Raw genomic sequence first — 20,549 nt, forward strand, 5'->3', positions numbered from 1 at the left:
CGCTTATGCCTGTACCAGTGGACCGGGATTTTTCAGATAATGTTCTTTAATGGCTTGTGCCGCCATCAAGGTGATCGCGCCGATGGTATCGGTCGGGTTCGCCTGGAAGTTTTGCGGGAAGGCGTTGCCGCCCGGTACAAACACGTTATGAACATCCCAGCTCTGCAGGTACTTGTTCAGTGCAGAAGTTTTCGGGTTATCGCCCATCACCGCGCCGCCCACGTTGTGGGTTGAAACGTATTTGGTGAGGTCAAAGTCCGCGCCCATTGGCAGGAAGCTCATGCTCATACTGTCTGGGTTCAGCTCTTTGGCGATGTTGCCGACGATGCCTTTCAGGTGCTGTTGCAGCTTCAGTTCATTCTCTTTCCAGTTGAACGTCATGCGCAGCAACGGCTGACCGCGATGGTCGGTGTAATTCGGATCCAGATCCAGATAGATATCGCGATACGACTGGCAGGTAGTGGTGATGCTGATCTTCATGGAGTGGTTGTACCACTCCTCCAGACCTTCTTTGTAACCCATGCCCCACGATGGCGTGCCTTTCGGCAGCGCAGCAGCCATTGGCGTGCCGGTGGCTTGCGAGCTGTGGATCTTGGCGCCGCCAAGGAAGCCAAGGCCCGGACCGTCGAAGTTGCCTGGCGAGATGTCGTTGAACATCTGGCCGGTGGCGCCGGCGGTGGCGTAAGAGTTGAAGTTTTTGTCTTTGAAGAACAGGGTTGCGCCGCCGTTCGACAGGAACGCGTAGTTACGCCCCACCACACCCTCTTCGGTGATTGGGTTATACGGCTTGCCGATACCGGAGAGCAGCATCAGGCGTACGTTGTAGAGCTGGAAGCTGGAGAGCACCACGATCTTCGCCGGCTGGAACACTTCGTTGCCGTCCACATCGTAGTAAATCACGCCCTTGGCAGTTTTCTGGTCGTCATGCAGTACCACTTTCACCACTTCCGCATGCACTTCGTAAGAGAAGTTCGGCATACGTTTCAACGCATCCATTACCGCCGTTTGTGGTGAGGCTTTTGAATAGTTGAGGCACGGATATTTCGAGCAGTAGCCGCAGTAGTTACACGGCGCGATCTGGTTGCCGTAAGGGTTTTTCCACGCGCGTGATACGCACGCAGATGGGTTCGGGAACGGATGGTAGCCGAGTTTGGTGGCCGCCTCTTTGAACATCACGTTGTTCAGCGTGTCTTCCAGCGCAGGCAACGGATAAGGTTCAGAACGCGGACCTTCAAACGGATCGCCGCCCGGCAGAATCTGGCCGCGCAGGTTGCCGGTGGTGCCGGATTGACCGCAGATCAGCTCAAACTTGTAGTAATACGGCTCGATCTCTTCCCAGGTGAACGGGAAGTCCATCACGCGCATATCTTCCTGCAGGATGCCCGGCTTGTAGGCCTCATCGACGTAGGTTTTCAACTTCAGGTCGGTTGGGGTTGGACGAATCAGCACCGCCGTCCAGTGCATGCCCGCGCCGCCCACGCCGGTTCCCGGCGCAAACGCGCCCCATTTACGGGTCGGCAACGCCGTCTGGCTGCTGTTGTAACGCACCGTGACCGCCACTTCTTTTGGCGTAGCGAACACTTTGTTACGCACGTTGTAGGCGTATTCATCAGCCGGTTTCGGATAAGCGAAATCCGGGTAATCACGCTCGCCGCCACGCTCCAATGCGCGCACTTCGAGTCCCGCCATCGCCAGTTCAATACTCATCAACGAGCCGGCCCAGCCGAGGCCGCAAACGACGACGTCGACTTCTTTCTTTGTAATCTGTGCCATGTTAATCCTGTCTCACATACCAAAAACGGGGGTGTGCTTACGCGCTTTCACCCAGGAGGCTGACCGGTCCCAGCGGGTACGGCACGTTGTGCTGCTTCACCCATTCGGTAAAGCTGGCGCGTGCGCCCGGGAAGCCGATGGCAATCCAGGCTTTCATGCCTTTGTTGCCGCCGTACATCGGGTCAGCGAGGTAGCCATGTTTGGTATCTGCAAGCAGCTGGCCGAAGAACTGCGAGGCCTTTAGGTTCTCTTCGCCCAGGGCGGCGAAGTCAATGCCGTCGTTTTTGTTCACTTTGGTGAGCACCGCATCTTTCTCTTCCAGTGACAGCTCATGGAACGGTTTCTGGAAGTTGCTTTGCGTCCACTGATTCACCAGCTTGATACCGGTTTGGTACATCTGCTGTGGCGTGAACGGGATTTGATAACCCATGGTGGCAGGTGCATGCACGTTGAACGGACCCTGCATGTAGATCTCTGCCCCGAACTCTGGGCTGTGCAGCTGCTGATCGATAAAGATCGGCACGTTGGTTTCCAGTGCACCTGGCGCTTTACCTTTGCCGCCGGCTGGAATCAGGCGATCGGTTGCGGCCAGAATAAATTGCCACTCATCGGTACTGAAAAAGATCGGTTTATAGTCGGCGAGCTCTGGTGCTGCCATTTCCGCAGCTTGCGCCGCAGTTAATCCCTTAAATACCAGGTCACTTAATGGCAAAGCCAACAGCGACCCAAGTAAAAACTTACGTCTGGTGGTCGGTTTATTTAGAAGCATGGCGCGACGACTCTCACTTGCTAAGAAAGATAATTATTTTTGTTAATAGCTTTATAAATCGGTAAATAACCTGGCAATCTTAGGGATATAGGTATTTCAGAATGTAAAAATTCAATTATGGATGTGTTTTGATGAAATTCAGTCATCATGTTGAATTTAGGTTAAGGCTTGGTAAAAGGTTTTCGAGGCGAAAAAACAGGGTTTAACCGTACATTTGAGGGGAAAGTGGCACGAATCAGTGGGCATTTGACCAGGAATTATCGCGCAAAGAAATAATCGCAGAAATGAATCAATGAAAAAAAATCATACTTCCATACCAGAGAATTATTCTCATTTATAACATCTTATTTACTTTATTGACCAGCAGATGAACGATCTATTTAGCGGAAATAACAAGTCGCGCACAAAATAAACGCAATAATTCCCCCAGGTAATCAATTGTAATATTCCGGCACAGCTCAGAACAAACCGGCATTTTGCCAAAGCGACGGCAGAGATAGAGTGAATTTATCTATCACTCAGGACAATAATAATGCGCTCACTGATTTTGCTCGTCGCTTTATGGGGCAGCAGTTTTGCACTGCACGCCGCCACACCGAAAGATACCCTTGTCGTCGCCGTCTCGCTCGACGGCATTATTAGCTTCGATCCCGCTGAAAGCTTCGAAACCGTCAGTAACAGCGTGCAGCGCAACATCTACCAAACATTAGTGGAGGCGGATCGTCATGATCCGCAGAAGCTGGCACCGCTGCTGGCCACCCACTGGCAACAAGGCAGCACGCCGCACAGCTTAGTGTTCAACATCAAACCCAACGCACACTTCTCCAGCGGCAATCCGGTGACGGCGCAGGATGTGATCTTCTCACTGACGCGCGCGGTGCAGCTGAACAAAGCGCCCTCTTTCATCCTCGCCGAATTTGGCTGGACCAATGAAAACATCGCCAGCCAGTTCAAAGTGCTGAATGACCATCAGCTGGAGATTCAGTGGCCAGCGCAGATTGGTCAGAATCTGGCGCTGCGCCTGCTGACCGCTCCGGTGGCCTCGGTGGTGGATAGCAAAACCGTGCAGCAACACGTCGCTAATAACGATCTCGGCAACGGCTGGCTGCATACCCATTCCGCCGGCAGCGGCGCATTTATCCTTCAGCAATATGTGCCGCAGCAGGCGCTGGTGCTGAGCGCCAACCAACAAGCGAATCCGCAGCCGAAGCTGAAACGCATTCTGCTTAAAGGCGTGGCGGATGCCAGTGCGCGTCGTCTGCTGATTCAGCAAGGCGATGTTGATGTGGCGTATCAGCTTGGCCCGGATCAGATTGATGCGCTGAAGAGCGACAAGAATCTGCGCATTGAAGCCTTCCCTTCCAGCCTGGTTTACTACCTCGGTTTCAATACCAAAGATAAAGCGCAACCGGCGTTGGGCAATCCGGCGCTGTGGCAAGCCGCGCGCTGGTTGGTGGACTACAACACCCTCTCGAGGGATTTGCTGAAAGGTCAGTACCGCATTCATCAGAGCTTCCTGCCGCAGGGTTTTGACGGCGCGCTGGACGATCAGCCGTTCCACTACGATGTGGCGAAAGCCAAAGAGATTTTAGCCAAAGGCGGCATCAAGCCGGGGACGAAGTTTGCGCTGACGGTGATCAATCAGCCGCCCTATATTGACGTGGCGCAGGCGCTGCAGGCCAGCTTCGCCAAAGCGGATGTGCAGATTGAGTTACAGCCGGTGGCGGAATCGGAGCTGTGGAGCAAAATGCGCGGTCGCGATTTCCAGTCGATCTTCATTTACTGGGGCGCAGACTATGTCGATCCAAACACCAACGCCAGCGCCTTTGCCTATAACGTGCCGGGCGGTTCCAAAACCCTGGCGTGGCGCGTCGGCTGGGATATTCCGGATCTGAGTGCGAAAACCCGCGCAGCGGCCGGTGAAAGCGATGCGGTTAAGCGCCGTGCGCTCTATACCGATTTGCAGAAAACCGTGCAGCAGAACTCACCGTTTGTGGTGACGCTGCAGGGCGCGCAGCAGGTTGCGGTGCGGAATAACGTGAATCATGTACAGCAAGGGATTGGTGTGAGTTTGCTGTTTTTTGATACGGTGCAGAAATAGTTTTGGATTGTGCTCGCTTTCCCCCTCCTCGGTCCTCCCCCATTAATGGGGGAGGAAGATGCTGCCATATGTCAGTGCTGAGGCTGCATGTGGCAGCATCTCCTTCCCCCGTTTACGGGGGAAGGCCGGGATGGGGGACAGCAGGCACATAATTACGCCTTTTTCGGCACAATCCTCCTCCCTCCTCGCGCGCCGCTTGCTATCCTTCTGGCATAACCTATTGCCTGAGAGCGAAAAAATCATGACCACTCCGTTACTGATTGCCCAAACGCCTGACGTTCAACTGCATCTTCTCTCCAACATGGCGAACCGCCACGGTTTGATCACCGGCGCTACCGGCACCGGCAAAACCGTTACGCTGCAAAAGCTGGCGGAATCCTTCTCCGATATCGGCGTGCCGGTGTTTATGGCCGATGTGAAAGGCGATCTCACCGGCATTTCCACCGCAGGCGAAGGATCCGAGAAGCTGCTGGCGCGCCTGGCGAAGATTGGCGTCAGCGACTGGCAGGCGCAGAAAAATCCGGTGATGGTGTGGGATATTTTTGGTCAGCAAGGCCATCCGGTGCGCGCCACGGTATCCGATCTCGGCCCGCTGCTGCTGGCGCGGCTGCTCAACCTTAACGACGTGCAATCGGGCGTGCTGCAAATCATCTTCCGCATCGCCGACGATCAGGGCTTGTTGCTGCTGGATTTCAAAGATCTGCGCGCCATGACGCAATACATCGGCGACAACGCCAAAGCCTTCCAGACGCAATACGGCAACATCAACAGCGCGTCCGTTGGGGCGATTCAGCGCGGATTACTGGCGCTGGAGCAGCAAGGTGCCGAGCACTTCTTTGGCGAGCCGATGCTGGATATCCGCGACTGGATGCGCTGCGATAGCAACGGCAAAGGCTTTATCAACATCCTCTCGGCAGAAAAGCTTTATCAAATGCCGAAACTCTACGCCACCAGCCTGCTCTGGCTGCTGGCCGAGCTGTATGAGCACTTGCCCGAAGCCGGCGATCTCGATAAGCCTAAAATGGTGTTCTTCTTCGACGAAGCGCATCTGCTGTTTACCGATGCACCGCCGGTGCTGCTGGAGAAAGTTGAGCAGGTGATTCGCCTGATCCGTTCGAAAGGCGTTGGCGTCTATTTCGTCACGCAGAATCCCGCCGATATTCCCGATAACGTGCTGGGCCAGCTCGGCAACCGCGTTCAGCATGCGCTGCGCGCCTTTACCCCGAAAGATCAGAAAGCGGTAAAAAGTGCCGCCGAAACCATGCGCGCCAATCCGGCGTTTGATACCGTCGAGGCGATTCAGGCGCTCGGTACCGGCGAAGCGCTGATCTCCTTTCTCGATGAAAAAGGCAGTCCATCGATGGTGCAGCGAGCGATGGTGATTGCGCCCGGCTCGCGCATGGGGCCGGTTACGCAGGATGAACGCAATGGCCTGATCAACAATTCGCCGCTGTACGGTAAATACGATAGCGAAGTCGATCGCGAGTCGGCGTTCGAAATGCTGCAAAAAGGCGTGCAGGCCACCACGCAGCAAGCCAATGCGCCGGAAGCCAAAGGCAACAAGGTTGCCGTTGATGACGGTATTCTCGGCGGCCTGAAGGACATTCTGTTCGGCACCACCGGCCCACGCGGCGGCAAGCGCGACGGCGTGGTGCAGAGCGTGGCGAAGAGTGCCGCGCGCCAGGTCACCAATCAGATCATTCGAGGTGTATTAGGAAGCCTTCTTGGCGGCCGCCGTCGCTAATACCCGGCATACTTCAAGCCGCAGGTGCGTTAGCTGTATGTCTTCCTGCAACTCGAATTATTTAGGGTATTTAAGGAACTATGGATAAATTCCAACAACTTAAGCGCAGCAAACGTCTGGCGCTGTCACTGCTGCTGATTGCGGCAGCCACCTTTATTGTGACGCTGTTTCTGCCAGCCAACTTTTGGGTGCTTGGGCTGAAGGCAATCGCAGAAGCGGCGATGGTCGGCGCATTAGCCGACTGGTTCGCCGTGGTGGCGCTGTTCCGGCGCGTGCCGGTGCCGTTTATCTCGCGTCATACAGCAATTATTCCGCGCAATAAAGATCGCATTGGCGAGAATCTGGGTCGCTTCGTGCAGGAGAAATTCCTCGATACCGATTCGCTGCTGGCGCTGATTCGCCGCCACGATCCGTCGCAGATGCTGGCGCAGTGGCTGAACACGCCGGGCAACGCCGATCGCATTGGTCGTCATCTGTTGCAGGTGATGCGCGGTTTTCTCGATCTCACCGATGATCAGCGCATTCAGCGCTTTCTGCGCCGTGCGGTGCATCGCGCGCTGGATAAGGTCGATCTCACCCAATCCAGCGCGCTGCTGCTGGATAGCCTGACGAAAAATAATCGCCATCAGGAGCTGCTGGATGCGGCGGTACAACAGCTGCTGCGCTTGCTGCACAAGCCCGGTACGCGCGAGTTTATCGCCGCGCAGATTGTGCGCTGGCTCAAGCGTGAACATCCGATCAAAGCCAAAATGCTGCCAACCGAATGGCTGGGCGAACACAGCGCCGATTTGGTTGCGAATGCGGTGGATTCGATACTCGATCAGGTCGCGCTCGATCAGGGGCATGAGTTGCGCCTGGGCTTCGACCGCGCGGTGCAGCGGCTGATTGAGAGGCTGAAAAGCGATACCGAAATGGCGGAACGTGCTGAAAACATCAAGAGCTGGCTGAAGGAAGATGAGTCGTTCAATCGCTACATTGGCGAGCTGTGGCAGGATTTACGGGGCTGGCTGAAAGACGATCTAAATAGTGAGGATTCACGGGTGCAGGAGCGCGTCAGACTGGCCGCGCTGTGGCTGGGCGAGACGCTGGCTGCTGACGAAGCGCTGCGCGCCTCGATGAATCAGCATCTGGAAGATGCCGCACGCAGCGTGGCGCCTGAGTTTGCTGCTTTCCTGACGCGCCATATTAGCGATACGGTGAAAAGCTGGGATGCGCGCGATATGTCGCAGCAAATTGAGCTGAATATCGGCCGCGACCTGCAGTTTATCCGCATTAACGGCACGCTGGTTGGCGGGACGATTGGGCTGATTTTGTATGTGTTGTCGCAGGTGCCGGGTTGGATCGAGCGTATTCAGTAAAAAGGTCGCCATGAATGGCGACCTTACAAGGCTTAGCGGCGTTTCATCAGCAGGAACAAGCTGATGGCGAAGAATGCACCGCTCGGCAGAATCGCACCCAGAATCGGCGGCAAACCGTATACCAGGCTTAGCGGGCCAAAAATCTGGTCCAACACGTAGAACAGGAAGCCAAAGCTAATCCCCGTCACCACGCGCACGCCCATCGATACGCTTCGCAGCGGACCAAAGATAAACGACAGCGCCATCAGCATCATCACCGCCACAGAGAGCGGCTGGAAGATTTTGCTCCACATATTCAGCTGGTAGCGCCCGGCAACCTGGCCGCTCTGCTTGAGGTATTTGCTGTAGTTATACAGGCCGGTGATCGAGAGCGCGTCCGGGTCCAGCGCCACTACGCCGAGCTTGTCAGGCGTCAGGTTGGTTTTCCATTCGCCGCTCAGGCTTTGCGAGCCGGTAATTTGTTTGGCATCTTGCAGATCCGATTCATCGACCTGCGACAGCGCCCAGACCTTTTTATCCGCATCCCAGGCGGCACTCGCCGCATAGCGTACGCTGAGTAAACGGCGCTGATCGCTGAACTTGTAGATGCTGACGCCATCAATCTCGTTATCACCTTTGATGCGCTCGATGTAGATGAAGTCGTTGCCGTCCTTCGCCCACAGGCCGTTTTGCGTTGAAACCAGCGAGCCACCGTACAGCTGCTGCGCACGGTAGTTACGCGCCATCTGTTCACCCTGCGGTGCAACGAATTCGCCCACCGCCATGGTTAACAGCACCAGCGGAATCGCCGTTTTCATCACCGCCAGCGCCACCTGCATACGGGTAAAGCCCGATGCCTGCATCACCACCAGTTCACTACGCTGCGCCAGCGTGCCCAAACCGAGCAGTGCGCCTAGCAGCGCCGCCATCGGGAAGAAGATTTCGATATCTTTCGGTACGCTGAGCAACGTGTAGTAACCGGCGTCGAGTGCGGTGTAAGCGCCCTGCCCGGTTTTCCGCAGCTGATCGACGAACTTAATAATGCCCGACAGCGACACCAGCATGAACAGCGTCAGCATGATGGTGTTAAAGATGGTTTTGCCGATATAGCGGTCAAGAACCTTAAACATCAGACCGATCCTCCACGGCTAAAGCGCGCGCGGATGCGACGCATCGGCACGGTATCCCACATGTTCAGCAGCACCGCCAGCGCCAGATAGGAGAAGTTCACCACCCACATCCAGATGGCCGGATCGAAGCGGCCTTTCGCGGCGTTGGAACGCAGAGAACTTTGCAGTAAGAAGAAGATCAGATACAGCAGCATGGCAGGCAGCATCGACAGCACGCGGCCCTGACGCGGGTTCACCACGCTAAGCGGCACCACCATCAACGCCATAACCAGTACGGCAAAGATCAGCGTCAAGCGCCAGTGCAACTCCGCCTGGAACTGCGGGGTTTTGGTCTTGAGCAGCGTGCTAATATCCGCCTGATCGGCATCGTTCGGATCGAGCGTGGCTTCTTTGTAGCCTATCACCGCCTGATAGTTGACGAAGTCCGTGATGCGGAAGTCACGCAGCAAGGCGGTGCCTTCAAAACGCGTGCCTTTATCCAGCGTCACCACCTGCGAGCCATCTTTGTGTTGCTCCATGTGGCCGCTATCAGCCAGCACCACCGAGGGACGCGCGTTGCCTTTCGGACGCAGCTGCGCCAGGAACACGTTGCCGAAGGTATTGCCCTTCACATCTTCAACAAACAGCACCGCATTGCCGTCGCTGGAGGTCTGGAACTGCCCAGCCGCCAGCGCCGCCGCGCCTGGGTTAGATTTGGCATTTTGCGTCACTTCCTGCTGATAACGTGATGACCATGGCCCTAACCAAATGACGTTGACTGCCGCCACAAGCGAGGTGAACAGCATCATGATCATCGCGGCTTTAATCAGCACACTTTTGCCCAGGCCGCAGGCATGCATCACCGTGATTTCACTTTCGGTGTACAGCCGCCCAAGGGTCATTAAAATCGCCAGAAACAGGCTTAGGGGCAGGATAAGTTGTGCCATTTCAGGCACGCCGAGTCCTAACAATGTCAGAACTAAGTTTGTTGGGATTTCGCCATCCACCGCAGCTCCCAAAATCCGCACTAACTTCTGACAAAAGAAGATCAGCAGCAGGATGAAGAGGATAGCCAGCTGGCTTTTGAGCGTTTCCCGAACCAGATATCTAATGATGATCACGCTTAGTACGCCTGTGATAACTTGTCTTTTTGCAGGAAAATCGCTAGTTTCAACGCTTATCAGCCATTTTTCTTCATCAATGGCCGTCATCGTAGCTAAAATAGTATGACGAACGCGTTAGTGTGGTGAAAAAACAACATACTTGTCACCACCACTCATTATGACTACCGGCGTTGAATTGTCATGGCGTCGCAACGAATTAATGAGTTACGAGCGCGCTACATTCTAACGACAGCCAAGGCCGTTGTCTTTAAGATTCAGGAGAGTGCATGGAGTTCAGTGTAAAAAGCGGTAGCCCGGAAAAACAGCGTAGCGCCTGCATTGTTGTTGGCGTTTTCGAACCGCGCCGTTTGTCACCCATTGCTGAGCAGCTGGATAAAATCAGCGATGGCTACATCAGCGCCCTGCTGCGCCGCGGTGAACTGGAAGGAAAAGTGGGCCAAACGCTGCTGCTGCACCATGTGCCGAATATCCTCTCCGAACGCATCCTGCTGATCGGCTGCGGTAAAGAGCGTGAGCTTGATGAGCGCCAGTATAAGCAGGTCATTCAGAAGACAATCAATACCTTGAACGACACCGGCTCAATGGAAGCGGTGTGCTTCCTGACTGAACTGCACGTCAAAGGTCGCAATACTTACTGGAAAGTGCGTCAGGCGGTCGAAACCTCTAAAGAAGCGCTCTACAACTTTGATCAGCTGAAAAGCAACAAAGTCGAGCCGCGCCGTCCGCTGCGTAAGCTGGTGTTCAACGTGCCGACCCGCCGTGAACTTACCAGCGGCGAGCGTGCCATTCAGCACGGTTTGGCCGTAGCTGCCGGTGTGAAAGCCGCCAAAGATCTCAGCAATATGCCGCCAAATATTTGTAACGCCGCGTATCTGGCGTCGCAGGCGCGTCAGCTGGCGGATGCGTACAGCAAAAATGTCACCACCCGCGTCATCGGCGAACAGCAGATGAAAGAGTTGGGGATGAACGCCTATCTGGCGGTTGGCGCAGGTTCGCACAATGAATCGCTGATGTCGGTGATTGAGTACAAAGGCAATCACGATCCGGAAGCGCGCCCCATCGTGCTGGTCGGCAAAGGGTTAACCTTTGATTCCGGCGGTATCTCGATCAAACCCGCCGATTCCATGGATGAGATGAAGTACGACATGTGCGGTGCGGCGTCCGTTTACGGCGTGATGCGCATGGTGGCGGAACTGAATTTACCGCTGAACGTGGTGGGCGTGCTGGTGGGCTGTGAAAACATGCCTGATGGCAAATCGATGCGTCCGGGCGACGTGCTGACCACTATGTCAGGTCAAACCGTTGAAGTGCTGAATACCGATGCCGAAGGCCGTCTGGTGCTGTGCGATGCGCTGACCTACGTTGAACGCTTCGAGCCAGAAGTGGTGATTGACGTGGCCACGCTGACCGGTGCCTGCGTGATTGCGCTGGGTCATCATGTCAGCGGTTTGATGTCGAACCACAATCCGCTTGCGCACGAACTGATCAGCGCATCTGAGCAGTCCGGCGACCGCGCCTGGCGTCTGCCGATGGCGGATGAGTATCAGGAGCAGCTGGAATCCAACTTTGCTGATATGGCAAACATTGGCGGCCGTCCTGGCGGTGCGATTACCGCCGCCTGCTTCCTCGCGCGCTTTGCGCGTAAGTTTAACTGGGCTCACCTGGATATCGCCGGTACCGCATGGCGTTCCGGTAAAGCCAAAGGCGCAACCGGTCGTCCGGTACCGCTGCTGTCGCAGTTCCTGCTGAATCGCGCAGGGTTGAACGGCGACGATTGATTTGGTGATGGCTGTCGCCCATCATTGATTTGGTGATGGCTGTTCCCCATCCCGGCCTTCCCCCACAAGTGGGGGAAGGAGACGCTGCTACATGCGAATTCACAACTGACATAGGGCAGCATCTTCCTCCCCCACTTGTGGGGGAGGACCGAGGTGGGGGACAGCAAGCACCCAGCTCCCCCTCTCATCCAAAGGATCCCATGAAAAACGCCACTTTCTATGTGATGGAGTCTGAGAGCGCCGACGACGGCCTAACCGCCATCGAAGCGTTGGTGTGCTCTCTTGCCGAAACACGCTGGCGTGACGGCAAACGCATCCTGATTGCCTGCGAAAACGAAGAACAAGCCAATCGGCTGGATGAAGCGCTCTGGCAACTTCCGGCTAACGCCTTTGTGCCGCACAACCTGGCTGGAGAAGGCCCGCGCTACGGCGCTCCGGTTGAGCTGGCCTGGCCACAGCGTCGCGGCAGTTCACCGCGCGACCTGCTGATCAGCCTTCTGCCACAGTTCGCAGATTTTGCTACTGGTTTCCATGAAGTGATAGACTTCGTTCCTTATGAAGAATCTCTAAAACAACTGGCGCGCGATCGCTACAAAGCCTATCGCAGCGTTGGTTTCCAATTGAATACGGCGACGCCACCCTCGCCGCAAACGACAGTGTAGAAATGGAAAAGACATATAACCCGCAAGATATCGAGCAGCCGCTCTACGAGCACTGGGAACAGCAGGGCTACTTTAAACCGAATGGCGATACCAGCCAGGAAAGCTTTTGCATCATGATCCCGCCGCCGAACGTCACCGGCAGCTTGCATATGGGTCACGCTTTCCAGCAGACCATCATGGATACCATGATTCGCTACCAGCGCATGCAGGGTAAAAATACCTTGTGGCAGGCCGGTACCGATCACGCCGGTATCGCTACGCAGATGGTGGTAGAACGCAAAATCGCCGCTGAAGAGGGCAAGACGCGCCAGGATTATGGCCGCGATGCATTCATCGACAAAATCTGGCAGTGGAAAGCGGAATCCGGCGGCACCATTACTCGCCAGATGCGTCGTCTCGGCAACTCGGTTGACTGGGAGCGCGAGCGCTTCACCATGGACGAAGGTCTGTCCAACGCCGTGCGCGAAGTGTTTGTCCGCCTGTACAAAGAGAACCTGATTTACCGTGGCAAACGCCTGGTAAACTGGGATCCAAAACTGCGTACCGCAATCTCCGATCTGGAAGTGGAAAACCGCGAGAGCAAAGGCTCGATGTGGCACATCCGCTATCCGCTGGCTGACGGCGTGAAAACCGCTGAAGGCAAAGATTATCTGGTGGTGGCAACCACGCGTCCGGAAACCCTGCTGGGCGATACCGGCGTCGCGGTTAACCCGGAAGATCCGCGTTATAAAGATCTGATCGGCAAAGAGCTGATCCTGCCGCTGGTGAACCGTCGTATTCCGATCGTTGGCGATGAACACGCTGATATGGAAAAAGGCACCGGCTGCGTGAAGATCACGCCTGCGCATGACTTCAACGACTACGAAGTGGGTCGTCGTCATAAGCTGCCGATGATCAACATTCTGACCTTTGATGGCGACATCCGCGAGCGCGCGGAAGTGTTCGACACCAATGGCGAAGTCAGCGACGCGTGCGCAGACGACATCCCGGCACAGTTCCAGAAAATGGAGCGTTTCGCCGCGCGTAAAGCGATGGTTGCCGCCATTGATGAGATTGGCCTGCTGGAAGAGATCAAACCGCACGACCTCACCGTGCCTTACGGCGATCGCGGCGGCGTGGTCATCGAGCCAATGCTGACCGACCAATGGTATGTGCGCACCGCACCGCTGGCGAAAGTCGCGGTTGAAGCGGTAGAAAATGGCGATATCCAGTTCGTGCCGAAGCAGTACGAAAACATGTACTTCTCATGGATGCGTGACATTCAGGATTGGTGTATTTCACGTCAGCTGTGGTGGGGACACCGCATCCCAGCATGGTACGACAACGACGGCAACGTCTATGTTGGCCGCACCGAAGACGAAGTGCGTCAGGAAAACAATCTGGCCGCCGATGTGGCGCTGCGCCAGGACGACGACGTGCTGGATACCTGGTTCTCGTCCGGTCTGTGGACCTTCTCGACGCTGGGCTGGCCGGAGAATACCGAAGCGCTGCGTACCTTCCATCCAACCAGCGTGCTGGTGAGCGGCTTCGACATCATCTTCTTCTGGATTGCGCGCATGATCATGCTGACCATGCACTTTATCAAAGATGAAAACGGCAAGCCGCAGGTGCCGTTCAAAACCGTTTATATGACCGGTTTGATCCGCGATGAAGAAGGCCAGAAGATGTCCAAGTCGAAAGGTAACGTCATCGATCCGCTGGATATGATTGACGGCATTTCGTTGGAAGATCTGCTGGAGAAACGTACCGGCAACATGATGCAGCCGCAGCTGGCTGAGAAGATCCGCAAACGTACCGAAAAGCAGTTCCCGGACGGCATCGTGCCTTCAGGTACCGATGCGCTGCGCTTCACCCTTGCCGCGCTGGCTTCTACCGGTCGTGACATCAACTGGGATATGAAGCGCCTCGAAGGCTACCGCAACTTCTGCAACAAGTTGTGGAACGCCAGCCGCTTCGTGCTGATGAATACCGAAGAGCAGGATTGCGGACAAAATGGCGGCGAAATGAAGCTGTCGCTGGCGGATCGCTGGATTCTGAGCGAGTTCAACCGCAGCGTGAAAGCCTATCGCGAAGCGCTGGATAACTATCGCTTTGATATCGCGGCCAACATTCTGTACGACTTCACCTGGAACCAGTTCTGTGACTGGTATCTGGAGCTGACCAAGCCGGTGATGACCAGCGGTAGCGAAGCGGAACTGCGCGGTACGCGTAATACGCTGGTCACCGTGCTGGAAGCGCTGCTGCGTCTGGCGCACCCGATCATTCCTTACATCACCGAAACCATCTGGCAGCGTGTGAAAGGCCTGAAAAACATCGATCACGATACCATCATGCTGCAGCCGTTCCCGCAGTATGACGCGGCGAAAGAGGATGCCGAGGCGCAAGCCGATATCGAGTGGATGAAGCAGGCGATTGTCGCGGTACGTAATATCCGTGCTGAGATGAACATCGCACCAAGCAAGCCGCTCGACGTGCTGCTGCGTGACTGCTCTGCGGCTGCGCAGCGTCGCGTCGAAGAGAACCGCACCTTCCTGTCGCGTCTGGCGCGTCTGGAAAGCCTGACCATTCTGCCTGCAGGCGAGAAAGGCCCGGTTTCGGTCACCAAGATTGTTGAAGGCGCTGAGTTGCTGATCCCGATGGCGGATCTGGTCAACAAAGAAGCCGAGCTGGAGCGTCTGGCGAAAGAGCTGGTGAAACTTGATGTCGAAATCGAGAAGATCCAGACCAAGCTGGCCAATGAAGGCTTCGTCTCACGTGCGCCGGAAGCGGTTGTCGCCAAAGAGCGTGAGCGCGTGGCTGAGCTTGAGCAATCAAAAGCAAAACTGTTTGAACAGCAGGGCGTGATTGCGGCATTGTAAGCGCTTCAGTCCAACTGCTTAATCGAAGCCGGGCACTGCCCGGCTTTTTTATACCGGAAGATAATGATGACCAGCGACGCTCCCATCAATTTAAAGGTGCGCCCCATTTCAGCCGCCGATAACCCGCTGATTGCGCAGGTGATCCGTGATGTGTCAGCCGAATTTGGCCTGACGGCGGATAAAGGCTACACCGTGTCCGATCCCCATCTCGATCGCCTGTTCGAACTCTACAGCGAAGCCAACAGCGCTTACTGGATTGTGGAACATGATGGTGTGGTGGTGGGCGGCGGCGGCGTTGCACCGCTGGCCTGTAGCGCGCCGGATATCTGTGAGCTGCAGAAAATGTATTTCCTGCCGCAGGTGCGCGGCTTAGGTCTGGCGCGCGATCTGGCGCTGCGTGCCATGGAATTCGCCCGTCAGCAGGGCTTTCAGCGCTGCTATCTGGAAACCACCGGCAGTTTGACGCGTGCGATTAAGTTGTATGAGTCGTTGGGGTTTGAGCTGATTGATAGCGCGATGGGTTGTACCGGGCATGTGGATTGTGAAGTGCGGATGCTGAAGGTGTTGTGATTTGCTCGCTGTGTGTGCTCGCTGTCCCCCTCCTCGGTCCTCCCCCATAAATGGGGGAGGAAGATGCTGCCACATGTCAGCGTTGAAGCTGCATGTGGCAGCATCTCCTTCCCCCGCTAGCGGGGGAAGGCCGGGATGGGGGACAGCGCGCACAAACCTAAACCGCCGGCACTCCACTATGAAACCGCAGTTCGCCATCCGGCTCGCTGATTAAGCGCGCTTCTGCCTCGCCAAACACCTGCACGCGAGGCGCAATCTCCTTCGGCGAAATCTGCTGCGCCAGCTTCAGGTAATCCTGATAGTGACGCGCTTCCGAGCGCAGCAGCGAAATATAGAACTTCTCCAGTTGCTCATCCAGATACGGCGCCAGGCTGGCGAAACGTTCGCAGGATCGCGCTTCGATGTACGCCCCGCAAATCAGCTTATCCACCAGCGCTTCCGGCTCGTATGTGCGAATCTCGCGAATCAAACCTTTGGCATAGCGGCTGGCAGTGATTTTGCGATACGGCAAACCGCGCGACTGCATGATTTCCCACACCTGATAGAAGTGGTGCAACTCCTCTTTCACCAGCAGCACCATCATCTCCACCAAATCATCGGCCCACGGCAGCTCGTTGCGCACGATAATGCTTTTGGTCAGATTCTTGTGGGCATTGATAAAGTTACCGTCCTGCTCGTCGCGGTAGATAAAATCTTCATACGGCTTGAGCCACGCCAGAATGGCATCACCACTTGGCTTATCCGCCACGTATTTACGGATGATGAACACCGCGGTTTGCGCGGCTTTCAATTCACAAACCATGTGATCGGTGAGCAGCAACGTCAGATTTTCCGGCTTGCGCGCTTCATCAATCCACGCTTGTGGCGTGCGGCAATGCAGGAATTGATAGATCGGTTCTAATAGCGGAGCGTAATTCATGGGCAGTCTTTTGTCTTACGGGGAAACGTGTTCAGGGCGGCGAGTGCCGCCCATTAATGCTTAGTGACGCACACCGTTGTCTTCTTCGTCGTCGATGAACTCGCCATCGTCGTCTTCATCTTCGGCATCAGGATCTTCAAAGTAGGTGCCCCACCCGTCGTAATCGACGTTGTAGCTGCCCGCCAGATTCACCAGCTGCTCAACCTGCGCATCAATCAGCTCTGGCTTCAACGCGCCTTCGCTCAGGATATCCACACACATTACGGTGGTGCCGTCTTCCAGCTCCAGCTCTTCTGGCTCGCTCACTTCGTAGCCCAGCTTGAAGGCATCAACCGCGACCTTCTCCAGCGAGTCGAAGTTGTTGCAGGAAAGATGATGCTCAATAGTGTAAAGCGCATCTGGATCGCTGCCGTCTTCCAGCAACTCTTCAATGATCAGTCGCGTCTCTTCGCGCTGTTCTTCCAGCAATGCTTCATATGCCATGGGTGTGTCCTCAAATATTCGGCTGAATTCAATTATTTTCCCACACTGCCTCGCGCGCCACTACACAAAACAACAAGTTTCTTAACGCCGGGGTTGAAAATGCATATTCATACGGTTAAATTGAATTTTAATTCATTTAATGTAGTCATCCGGAGCGCTGTATGAGTCAGCTACATCAAAGACATTTCCTGAGATTGCTGGATTTCACCCCAGCCGAAATCGATTCTCTGCTGAGTCTGGCAGGTGAATTAAAACACGCAAAGAAAAATGCCAGCGAAACGCAGTACCTGAAAGGCAAAAACATCGCGCTCATCTTCGAAAAAGACTCGACTCGTACCCGATGCTCTTTCGAAGTTGCCGCTTACGATCAGGGCGCTAACGTCACCTATCTCGGCCCAAGCGGCAGCCAAATTGGCCATAAAGAGTCGATGAAAGACACCGCGCGCGTGCTGGGACGCATGTATGACGGTATTCAATATCGCGGCTACGGCCAGGAACTGGTGGAAACCTTAGCGGAATTCGCTGGCGTGCCGGTGTGGAACGGCCTGACCACCGAATTCCATCCCACGCAACTGCTGGCCGATCTGCTGACAATGCAGGAACATTTACCGGGTAAATCGCTGAATGAAATGACGCTGGTTTACGTCGGCGATGCGCGCAACAACATGGGCAACAGCATGCTGGAAGCCGCTGCGCTGGTCGGCCTCGATCTGCGTCTGGTGGCGCCAAAAGGCTGCTGGCCGGAAGCGGAACTGGTGGAGCAGTGCCGCGTGGCCGCACAGCAAACCGGTGGCAAAATCACCCTGACTGAAGATATAGCCGAAGGCGTGCAAGGTGCCGACTTCATCTACACGGATGTGTGGGTGTCGATGGGCGAAGCCAAATCGGTGTGGGAAGATCGCATCGCCCTGCTGCGTCCTTATCAGGTTAATAGCGCGATGCTGGCGCTGACCGGCAATCCGCAGGTGAAGTTCCTGCACTGCTTACCGGCCTTCCATGACGACAAAACCACGCTGGGCCGTCAAATGGCCGAGCAGCACGGTTTGCACGATGGCATGGAAGTGAGTAATGAGGTGTTTGAATCTGCGCACAGCATCGTGTTCGATCAGGCTGAAAACCGCATGCACACCATTAAAGCGGTGATGGTCGCGACGCTCGGCAAGCTATGATTGGTGGCGCCGCAAACGTTTACCTCGCGCGCGATATTTGCTTGATGCAAATCAGTGAATGCGTATAATGCGGCCCAATTTGCCGGAGGAAACATGCAACAGCGCAGCGCACAATTTGACGCTCAACGACGCCTGACAGCGGGCGGCGCATCTGTTTCTTTCCGTCATCAATCGATCGTAAAAAAAGCCCCTTAAGCAGGGGCTTTTTTTTGTCCGCAATCCGGCAGCGCAGAGGAGAACGCTATGGCCAACCCGCTATATCGCAAGCACATTATTTCCATCAACGATCTCAACCGCGACGAGCTGGAGCTGGTGCTGCATACCGCTGCCCAGCTGAAAGCCAATCCCCAGCCGGAGCTGCTGAAACACAACGTGATCGCCAGCTGCTTCTTTGAGGCTTCAACGCGTACGCGTTTGTCGTTTGAAACCGCGATGCATCGTCTCGGCGCGTCAGTGGTGGGCTTCGCCGACGGTAGCAACACCTCGCTCGGCAAGAAAGGCGAAACCCTCGCCGATACCATTTCGGTGATTGGGACTTACGTTGATGCCATCGTGATGCGTCATCCGCAGGAAGGCGCCGCGCGTCTGGCGACGGAATTCTCCGGCGGCATTCCAATCCTCAACGCCGGTGATGGCGCTAACCAGCATCCAACGCAAACGCTGCTCGATCTCTTCACCATCCGAGAAACGCAAAATCGCCTGGATAACCTGAATGTGGCAATGGTCGGCGACCTGAAATATGGCCGCACCGTGCATTCACTGACGCAGGCGCTGGCGAAGTTTGATGGCAACCGCTTCTTCTTTATCGCGCCGGATGCGCTGGCGATGCCGGCGTACATCACCGATATGCTGGATGAGCAGAACATTGCCTGGTCACGCCACGACACCATCGAAGAAGTGATGCCACAACTCGATATTCTGTATATGACGCGCGTGCAGAAAGAGCGCCTCGATCCGTCGGAATACGCCAACGTTAAAGCACAGTTCATTCTGCGTGCCGCTGATTTAGCCGGTGCGCGCGACAACATGAAAGTGCTGCATCCGCTGCCGCGTATCGACGAGATCACCACCGACGTGGATAGCACGCCGCACGCCTGGTATTTTCAGCAGGCTGGAAATGGCATCTTCGCTCGCCAGGCGCTGCTGGCGCTGGTACTGAATCGCGAACTGGCACTGTAAGGAGAAAGCGATGACTCACGATAATAAATTGCAGGTTGAAGCCATCAAACGCGGCACGGTGATTGACCATATCCCGGCGCAGGTCGGCTTTAAGTTACTTTCGCTGTTTCGTCTGACCGAAACCGATCAGCGCATCACCATCGGCCTTAACTTGCCGTCGGGCGAGATGGGCCGTAAAGATCTGATCAAGATCGAAAATACCTTCCTGACCGACGATCAGATCAATCAGTTGGCGGTGTATGCGCCGCTCGCCACGGTAAACCGCATTGACGAATACGAAGTGGTGGCGAAGATCGCCCCCACCTTGCCGGATCGTATTGACCGCGTGCTGACCTGCCCGAACAGCAACTGCATCAGCCGTAACGAGCCGGTATTCACCAGTTTTGCGGTGAAAAAGCGCGAAGATGATGTGCATCTGAAGTGCAAATATTGCGAGAAAGAGTTCGCGCGCCACGTGGTGCTCGGTCACTGGTAATCGCCCGCGTCGTCCCTATAATGGGACGATTCATTTCGCGGCGGACATCGGTCGGCCGCGCACTTTCAAGGAGAAATAATGTCTCGCGAAATCAGTACTTCAAACGCACCCGCAGCGATTGGCCCTTACGTGCAGGGCGTGGATCTCGGCAGCATGATCATCACTTCAGGCCAGATCCCGGTTGATCCGGCCACTGGCGCCGTGGCCGACGATGTTTCCGCGCAGGCACGTCAATCACTGGAGAATGTGAAGGCGATTGTCGAAGCCGCCGGCCTGAAAGTGGGCGATATCGTGAAAACCACCGTGTTTGTGAAGGATTTGAATGACTTCGCCACCGTGAACGCGACCTATGAAGCGTTCTTCACCGAGCACAACGCCAGCTTCCCAGCGCGTTCGTGCGTGGAAGTGGCGCGCCTGCCGAAAGATGTGAAGATTGAGATCGAGGCGATTGCGGTACGTCGTTGATTTGGTTGGTTGGTGCTGGCTGTCCCCCATCCCG

17 protein-coding genes are annotated in these 20,549 nt (G+C 55.6%); 11 read left to right on the forward strand and 6 right to left on the reverse strand.

What is annotated here, in order from left to right:
* Window positions 1–3: 3 nt before the first annotated feature.
* Window positions 4–1,773 carry a GMC family oxidoreductase gene (locus IB226_RS13045; protein ID WP_192235833.1) on the reverse strand — a complete coding sequence of 590 codons (1,770 nt, stop codon included), beginning with the start codon at window positions 1,771–1,773 and terminating at the stop codon, window positions 4–6.
* Between the two features lie 37 nt (window positions 1,774–1,810).
* Window positions 1,811–2,542, reverse strand: coding sequence for a gluconate 2-dehydrogenase subunit 3 family protein (locus IB226_RS13050; protein ID WP_192235835.1), 732 nt, complete (start codon window positions 2,540–2,542; stop codon window positions 1,811–1,813).
* A gap of 532 nt (window positions 2,543–3,074) precedes the next feature.
* Here IB226_RS13050 and IB226_RS13055 point away from each other — a divergent pair.
* The 3 genes from IB226_RS13055 to IB226_RS13065 all read left to right on the forward strand — a co-directional run bounded on the left by IB226_RS13055 (window position 3,075) and on the right by IB226_RS13065 (window position 7,745).
* Complete coding sequence (locus IB226_RS13055) at window positions 3,075–4,643, forward strand: ABC transporter substrate-binding protein (protein ID WP_192235838.1); 1,569 nt, start codon at window positions 3,075–3,077, stop codon at window positions 4,641–4,643.
* Window positions 4,644–4,884: 241 nt separating this feature from the next.
* Complete coding sequence (locus IB226_RS13060; RefSeq protein ID WP_192235840.1) at window positions 4,885–6,387, forward strand: helicase HerA-like C-terminal domain-containing protein; 1,503 nt, start codon at window positions 4,885–4,887, stop codon at window positions 6,385–6,387.
* Window positions 6,388–6,467: 80 nt separating this feature from the next.
* A complete protein-coding gene (locus IB226_RS13065) occupies window positions 6,468–7,745 on the forward strand; it encodes a DUF445 domain-containing protein (protein ID WP_192235842.1) in 1,278 nt (425 codons plus the stop codon).
* Between the two features lie 32 nt (window positions 7,746–7,777).
* Here the strand turns inward: IB226_RS13065 and lptG are convergent, their stop codons facing one another.
* Together lptG and lptF are read right to left on the reverse strand one after the other, a co-directional pair.
* A complete protein-coding gene (gene lptG / locus IB226_RS13070) occupies window positions 7,778–8,854 on the reverse strand; it encodes an LPS export ABC transporter permease LptG (protein ID WP_101762225.1) in 1,077 nt (358 codons plus the stop codon).
* Window positions 8,854–9,954 carry an LPS export ABC transporter permease LptF gene (lptF, locus tag IB226_RS13075; RefSeq protein ID WP_192235844.1) on the reverse strand — a complete coding sequence of 367 codons (1,101 nt, stop codon included), beginning with the start codon at window positions 9,952–9,954 and terminating at the stop codon, window positions 8,854–8,856. The genes lptG and lptF overlap by 1 nt, the downstream gene beginning before the upstream one ends.
* A 269-nt stretch (window positions 9,955–10,223) precedes the next feature.
* Between lptF and pepA the strand changes: the two genes are divergently transcribed.
* The 4 genes from pepA to IB226_RS13095 all read left to right on the forward strand — a co-directional run bounded on the left by pepA (window position 10,224) and on the right by IB226_RS13095 (window position 15,825).
* The gene (pepA, locus tag IB226_RS13080) at window positions 10,224–11,735 is read left to right on the forward strand and encodes a leucyl aminopeptidase (protein ID WP_101762227.1); all 1,512 of its coding nucleotides are present in this window, start codon (window positions 10,224–10,226) and stop codon (window positions 11,733–11,735) included.
* 200 nt (window positions 11,736–11,935) lie between these two features.
* Entirely contained in the window at window positions 11,936–12,397 is a 462-nt protein-coding gene (locus IB226_RS13085; RefSeq protein ID WP_061718226.1) for a DNA polymerase III subunit chi, read from the forward strand.
* A 2-nt stretch (window positions 12,398–12,399) separates the two neighbouring features.
* Window positions 12,400–15,255, forward strand: a complete 2,856-nt coding sequence (locus IB226_RS13090) for a valine--tRNA ligase (protein WP_101762228.1) — start codon at window positions 12,400–12,402, stop codon at window positions 15,253–15,255.
* A 66-nt stretch (window positions 15,256–15,321) separates the two neighbouring features.
* Window positions 15,322–15,825 carry a GNAT family N-acetyltransferase gene (locus IB226_RS13095; RefSeq protein ID WP_192236081.1) on the forward strand — a complete coding sequence of 168 codons (504 nt, stop codon included), beginning with the start codon at window positions 15,322–15,324 and terminating at the stop codon, window positions 15,823–15,825.
* Between the two features lie 157 nt (window positions 15,826–15,982).
* Here the strand turns inward: IB226_RS13095 and IB226_RS13100 are convergent, their stop codons facing one another.
* Together IB226_RS13100 and rraB are read right to left on the reverse strand one after the other, a co-directional pair.
* Window positions 15,983–16,744, reverse strand: coding sequence for a tRNA-(ms[2]io[6]A)-hydroxylase (locus IB226_RS13100; RefSeq protein WP_101762230.1), 762 nt, complete (start codon window positions 16,742–16,744; stop codon window positions 15,983–15,985).
* Window positions 16,745–16,804: 60 nt separating this feature from the next.
* Window positions 16,805–17,227, reverse strand: a complete 423-nt coding sequence (gene rraB / locus IB226_RS13105; protein WP_008104254.1) for a ribonuclease E inhibitor RraB — start codon at window positions 17,225–17,227, stop codon at window positions 16,805–16,807.
* Window positions 17,228–17,388: 161 nt separating this feature from the next.
* Between rraB and argF the strand changes: the two genes are divergently transcribed.
* The 4 genes from argF to ridA all read left to right on the forward strand — a co-directional run bounded on the left by argF (window position 17,389) and on the right by ridA (window position 20,515).
* A complete protein-coding gene (gene argF, locus IB226_RS13110; RefSeq protein WP_137385078.1) occupies window positions 17,389–18,396 on the forward strand; it encodes an ornithine carbamoyltransferase in 1,008 nt (335 codons plus the stop codon).
* Between the two features lie 243 nt (window positions 18,397–18,639).
* Complete coding sequence (gene pyrB, locus IB226_RS13115; RefSeq protein ID WP_101762233.1) at window positions 18,640–19,575, forward strand: aspartate carbamoyltransferase; 936 nt, start codon at window positions 18,640–18,642, stop codon at window positions 19,573–19,575.
* A gap of 10 nt (window positions 19,576–19,585) precedes the next feature.
* The gene (gene pyrI / locus IB226_RS13120; protein WP_007886734.1) at window positions 19,586–20,050 is read left to right on the forward strand and encodes an aspartate carbamoyltransferase regulatory subunit; all 465 of its coding nucleotides are present in this window, start codon (window positions 19,586–19,588) and stop codon (window positions 20,048–20,050) included.
* 78 nt (window positions 20,051–20,128) lie between these two features.
* Entirely contained in the window at window positions 20,129–20,515 is a 387-nt protein-coding gene (gene ridA / locus IB226_RS13125) for a 2-iminobutanoate/2-iminopropanoate deaminase (protein WP_061718232.1), read from the forward strand.
* The last annotated feature ends 34 nt before the right edge of the window (window positions 20,516–20,549 follow it).

The organism is Pantoea sp. PNT03 (assembly GCF_014852515.1).
Taxonomy (GTDB): domain Bacteria; phylum Pseudomonadota; class Gammaproteobacteria; order Enterobacterales; family Enterobacteriaceae; genus Pantoea; species Pantoea leporis.

Coding starts and splice junctions, on each gene's coding strand:
- IB226_RS13085 (WP_061718226.1), top strand. CDS start 11,936: ATGAAAAACGCCACTTTCTATGTGATGGAGTCTGAGAGCGCCGACGAC.
- IB226_RS13050 (WP_192235835.1), bottom strand. CDS start 2,542: ATGCTTCTAAATAAACCGACCACCAGACGTAAGTTTTTACTTGGGTCG.
- rraB (WP_008104254.1), bottom strand. CDS start 17,227: ATGGCATATGAAGCATTGCTGGAAGAACAGCGCGAAGAGACGCGACTG.
- IB226_RS13090 (WP_101762228.1), top strand. CDS start 12,400: ATGGAAAAGACATATAACCCGCAAGATATCGAGCAGCCGCTCTACGAG.
- IB226_RS13065 (WP_192235842.1), top strand. CDS start 6,468: ATGGATAAATTCCAACAACTTAAGCGCAGCAAACGTCTGGCGCTGTCA.
- lptG (WP_101762225.1), bottom strand. CDS start 8,854: ATGTTTAAGGTTCTTGACCGCTATATCGGCAAAACCATCTTTAACACC.
- pyrI (WP_007886734.1), top strand. CDS start 19,586: ATGACTCACGATAATAAATTGCAGGTTGAAGCCATCAAACGCGGCACG.
- argF (WP_137385078.1), top strand. CDS start 17,389: ATGAGTCAGCTACATCAAAGACATTTCCTGAGATTGCTGGATTTCACC.
- ridA (WP_061718232.1), top strand. CDS start 20,129: ATGTCTCGCGAAATCAGTACTTCAAACGCACCCGCAGCGATTGGCCCT.
- IB226_RS13045 (WP_192235833.1), bottom strand. CDS start 1,773: ATGGCACAGATTACAAAGAAAGAAGTCGACGTCGTCGTTTGCGGCCTC.
- IB226_RS13060 (WP_192235840.1), top strand. CDS start 4,885: ATGACCACTCCGTTACTGATTGCCCAAACGCCTGACGTTCAACTGCAT.
- pyrB (WP_101762233.1), top strand. CDS start 18,640: ATGGCCAACCCGCTATATCGCAAGCACATTATTTCCATCAACGATCTC.
- IB226_RS13055 (WP_192235838.1), top strand. CDS start 3,075: ATGCGCTCACTGATTTTGCTCGTCGCTTTATGGGGCAGCAGTTTTGCA.
- pepA (WP_101762227.1), top strand. CDS start 10,224: ATGGAGTTCAGTGTAAAAAGCGGTAGCCCGGAAAAACAGCGTAGCGCC.
- IB226_RS13100 (WP_101762230.1), bottom strand. CDS start 16,744: ATGAATTACGCTCCGCTATTAGAACCGATCTATCAATTCCTGCATTGC.
- IB226_RS13095 (WP_192236081.1), top strand. CDS start 15,322: ATGACCAGCGACGCTCCCATCAATTTAAAGGTGCGCCCCATTTCAGCC.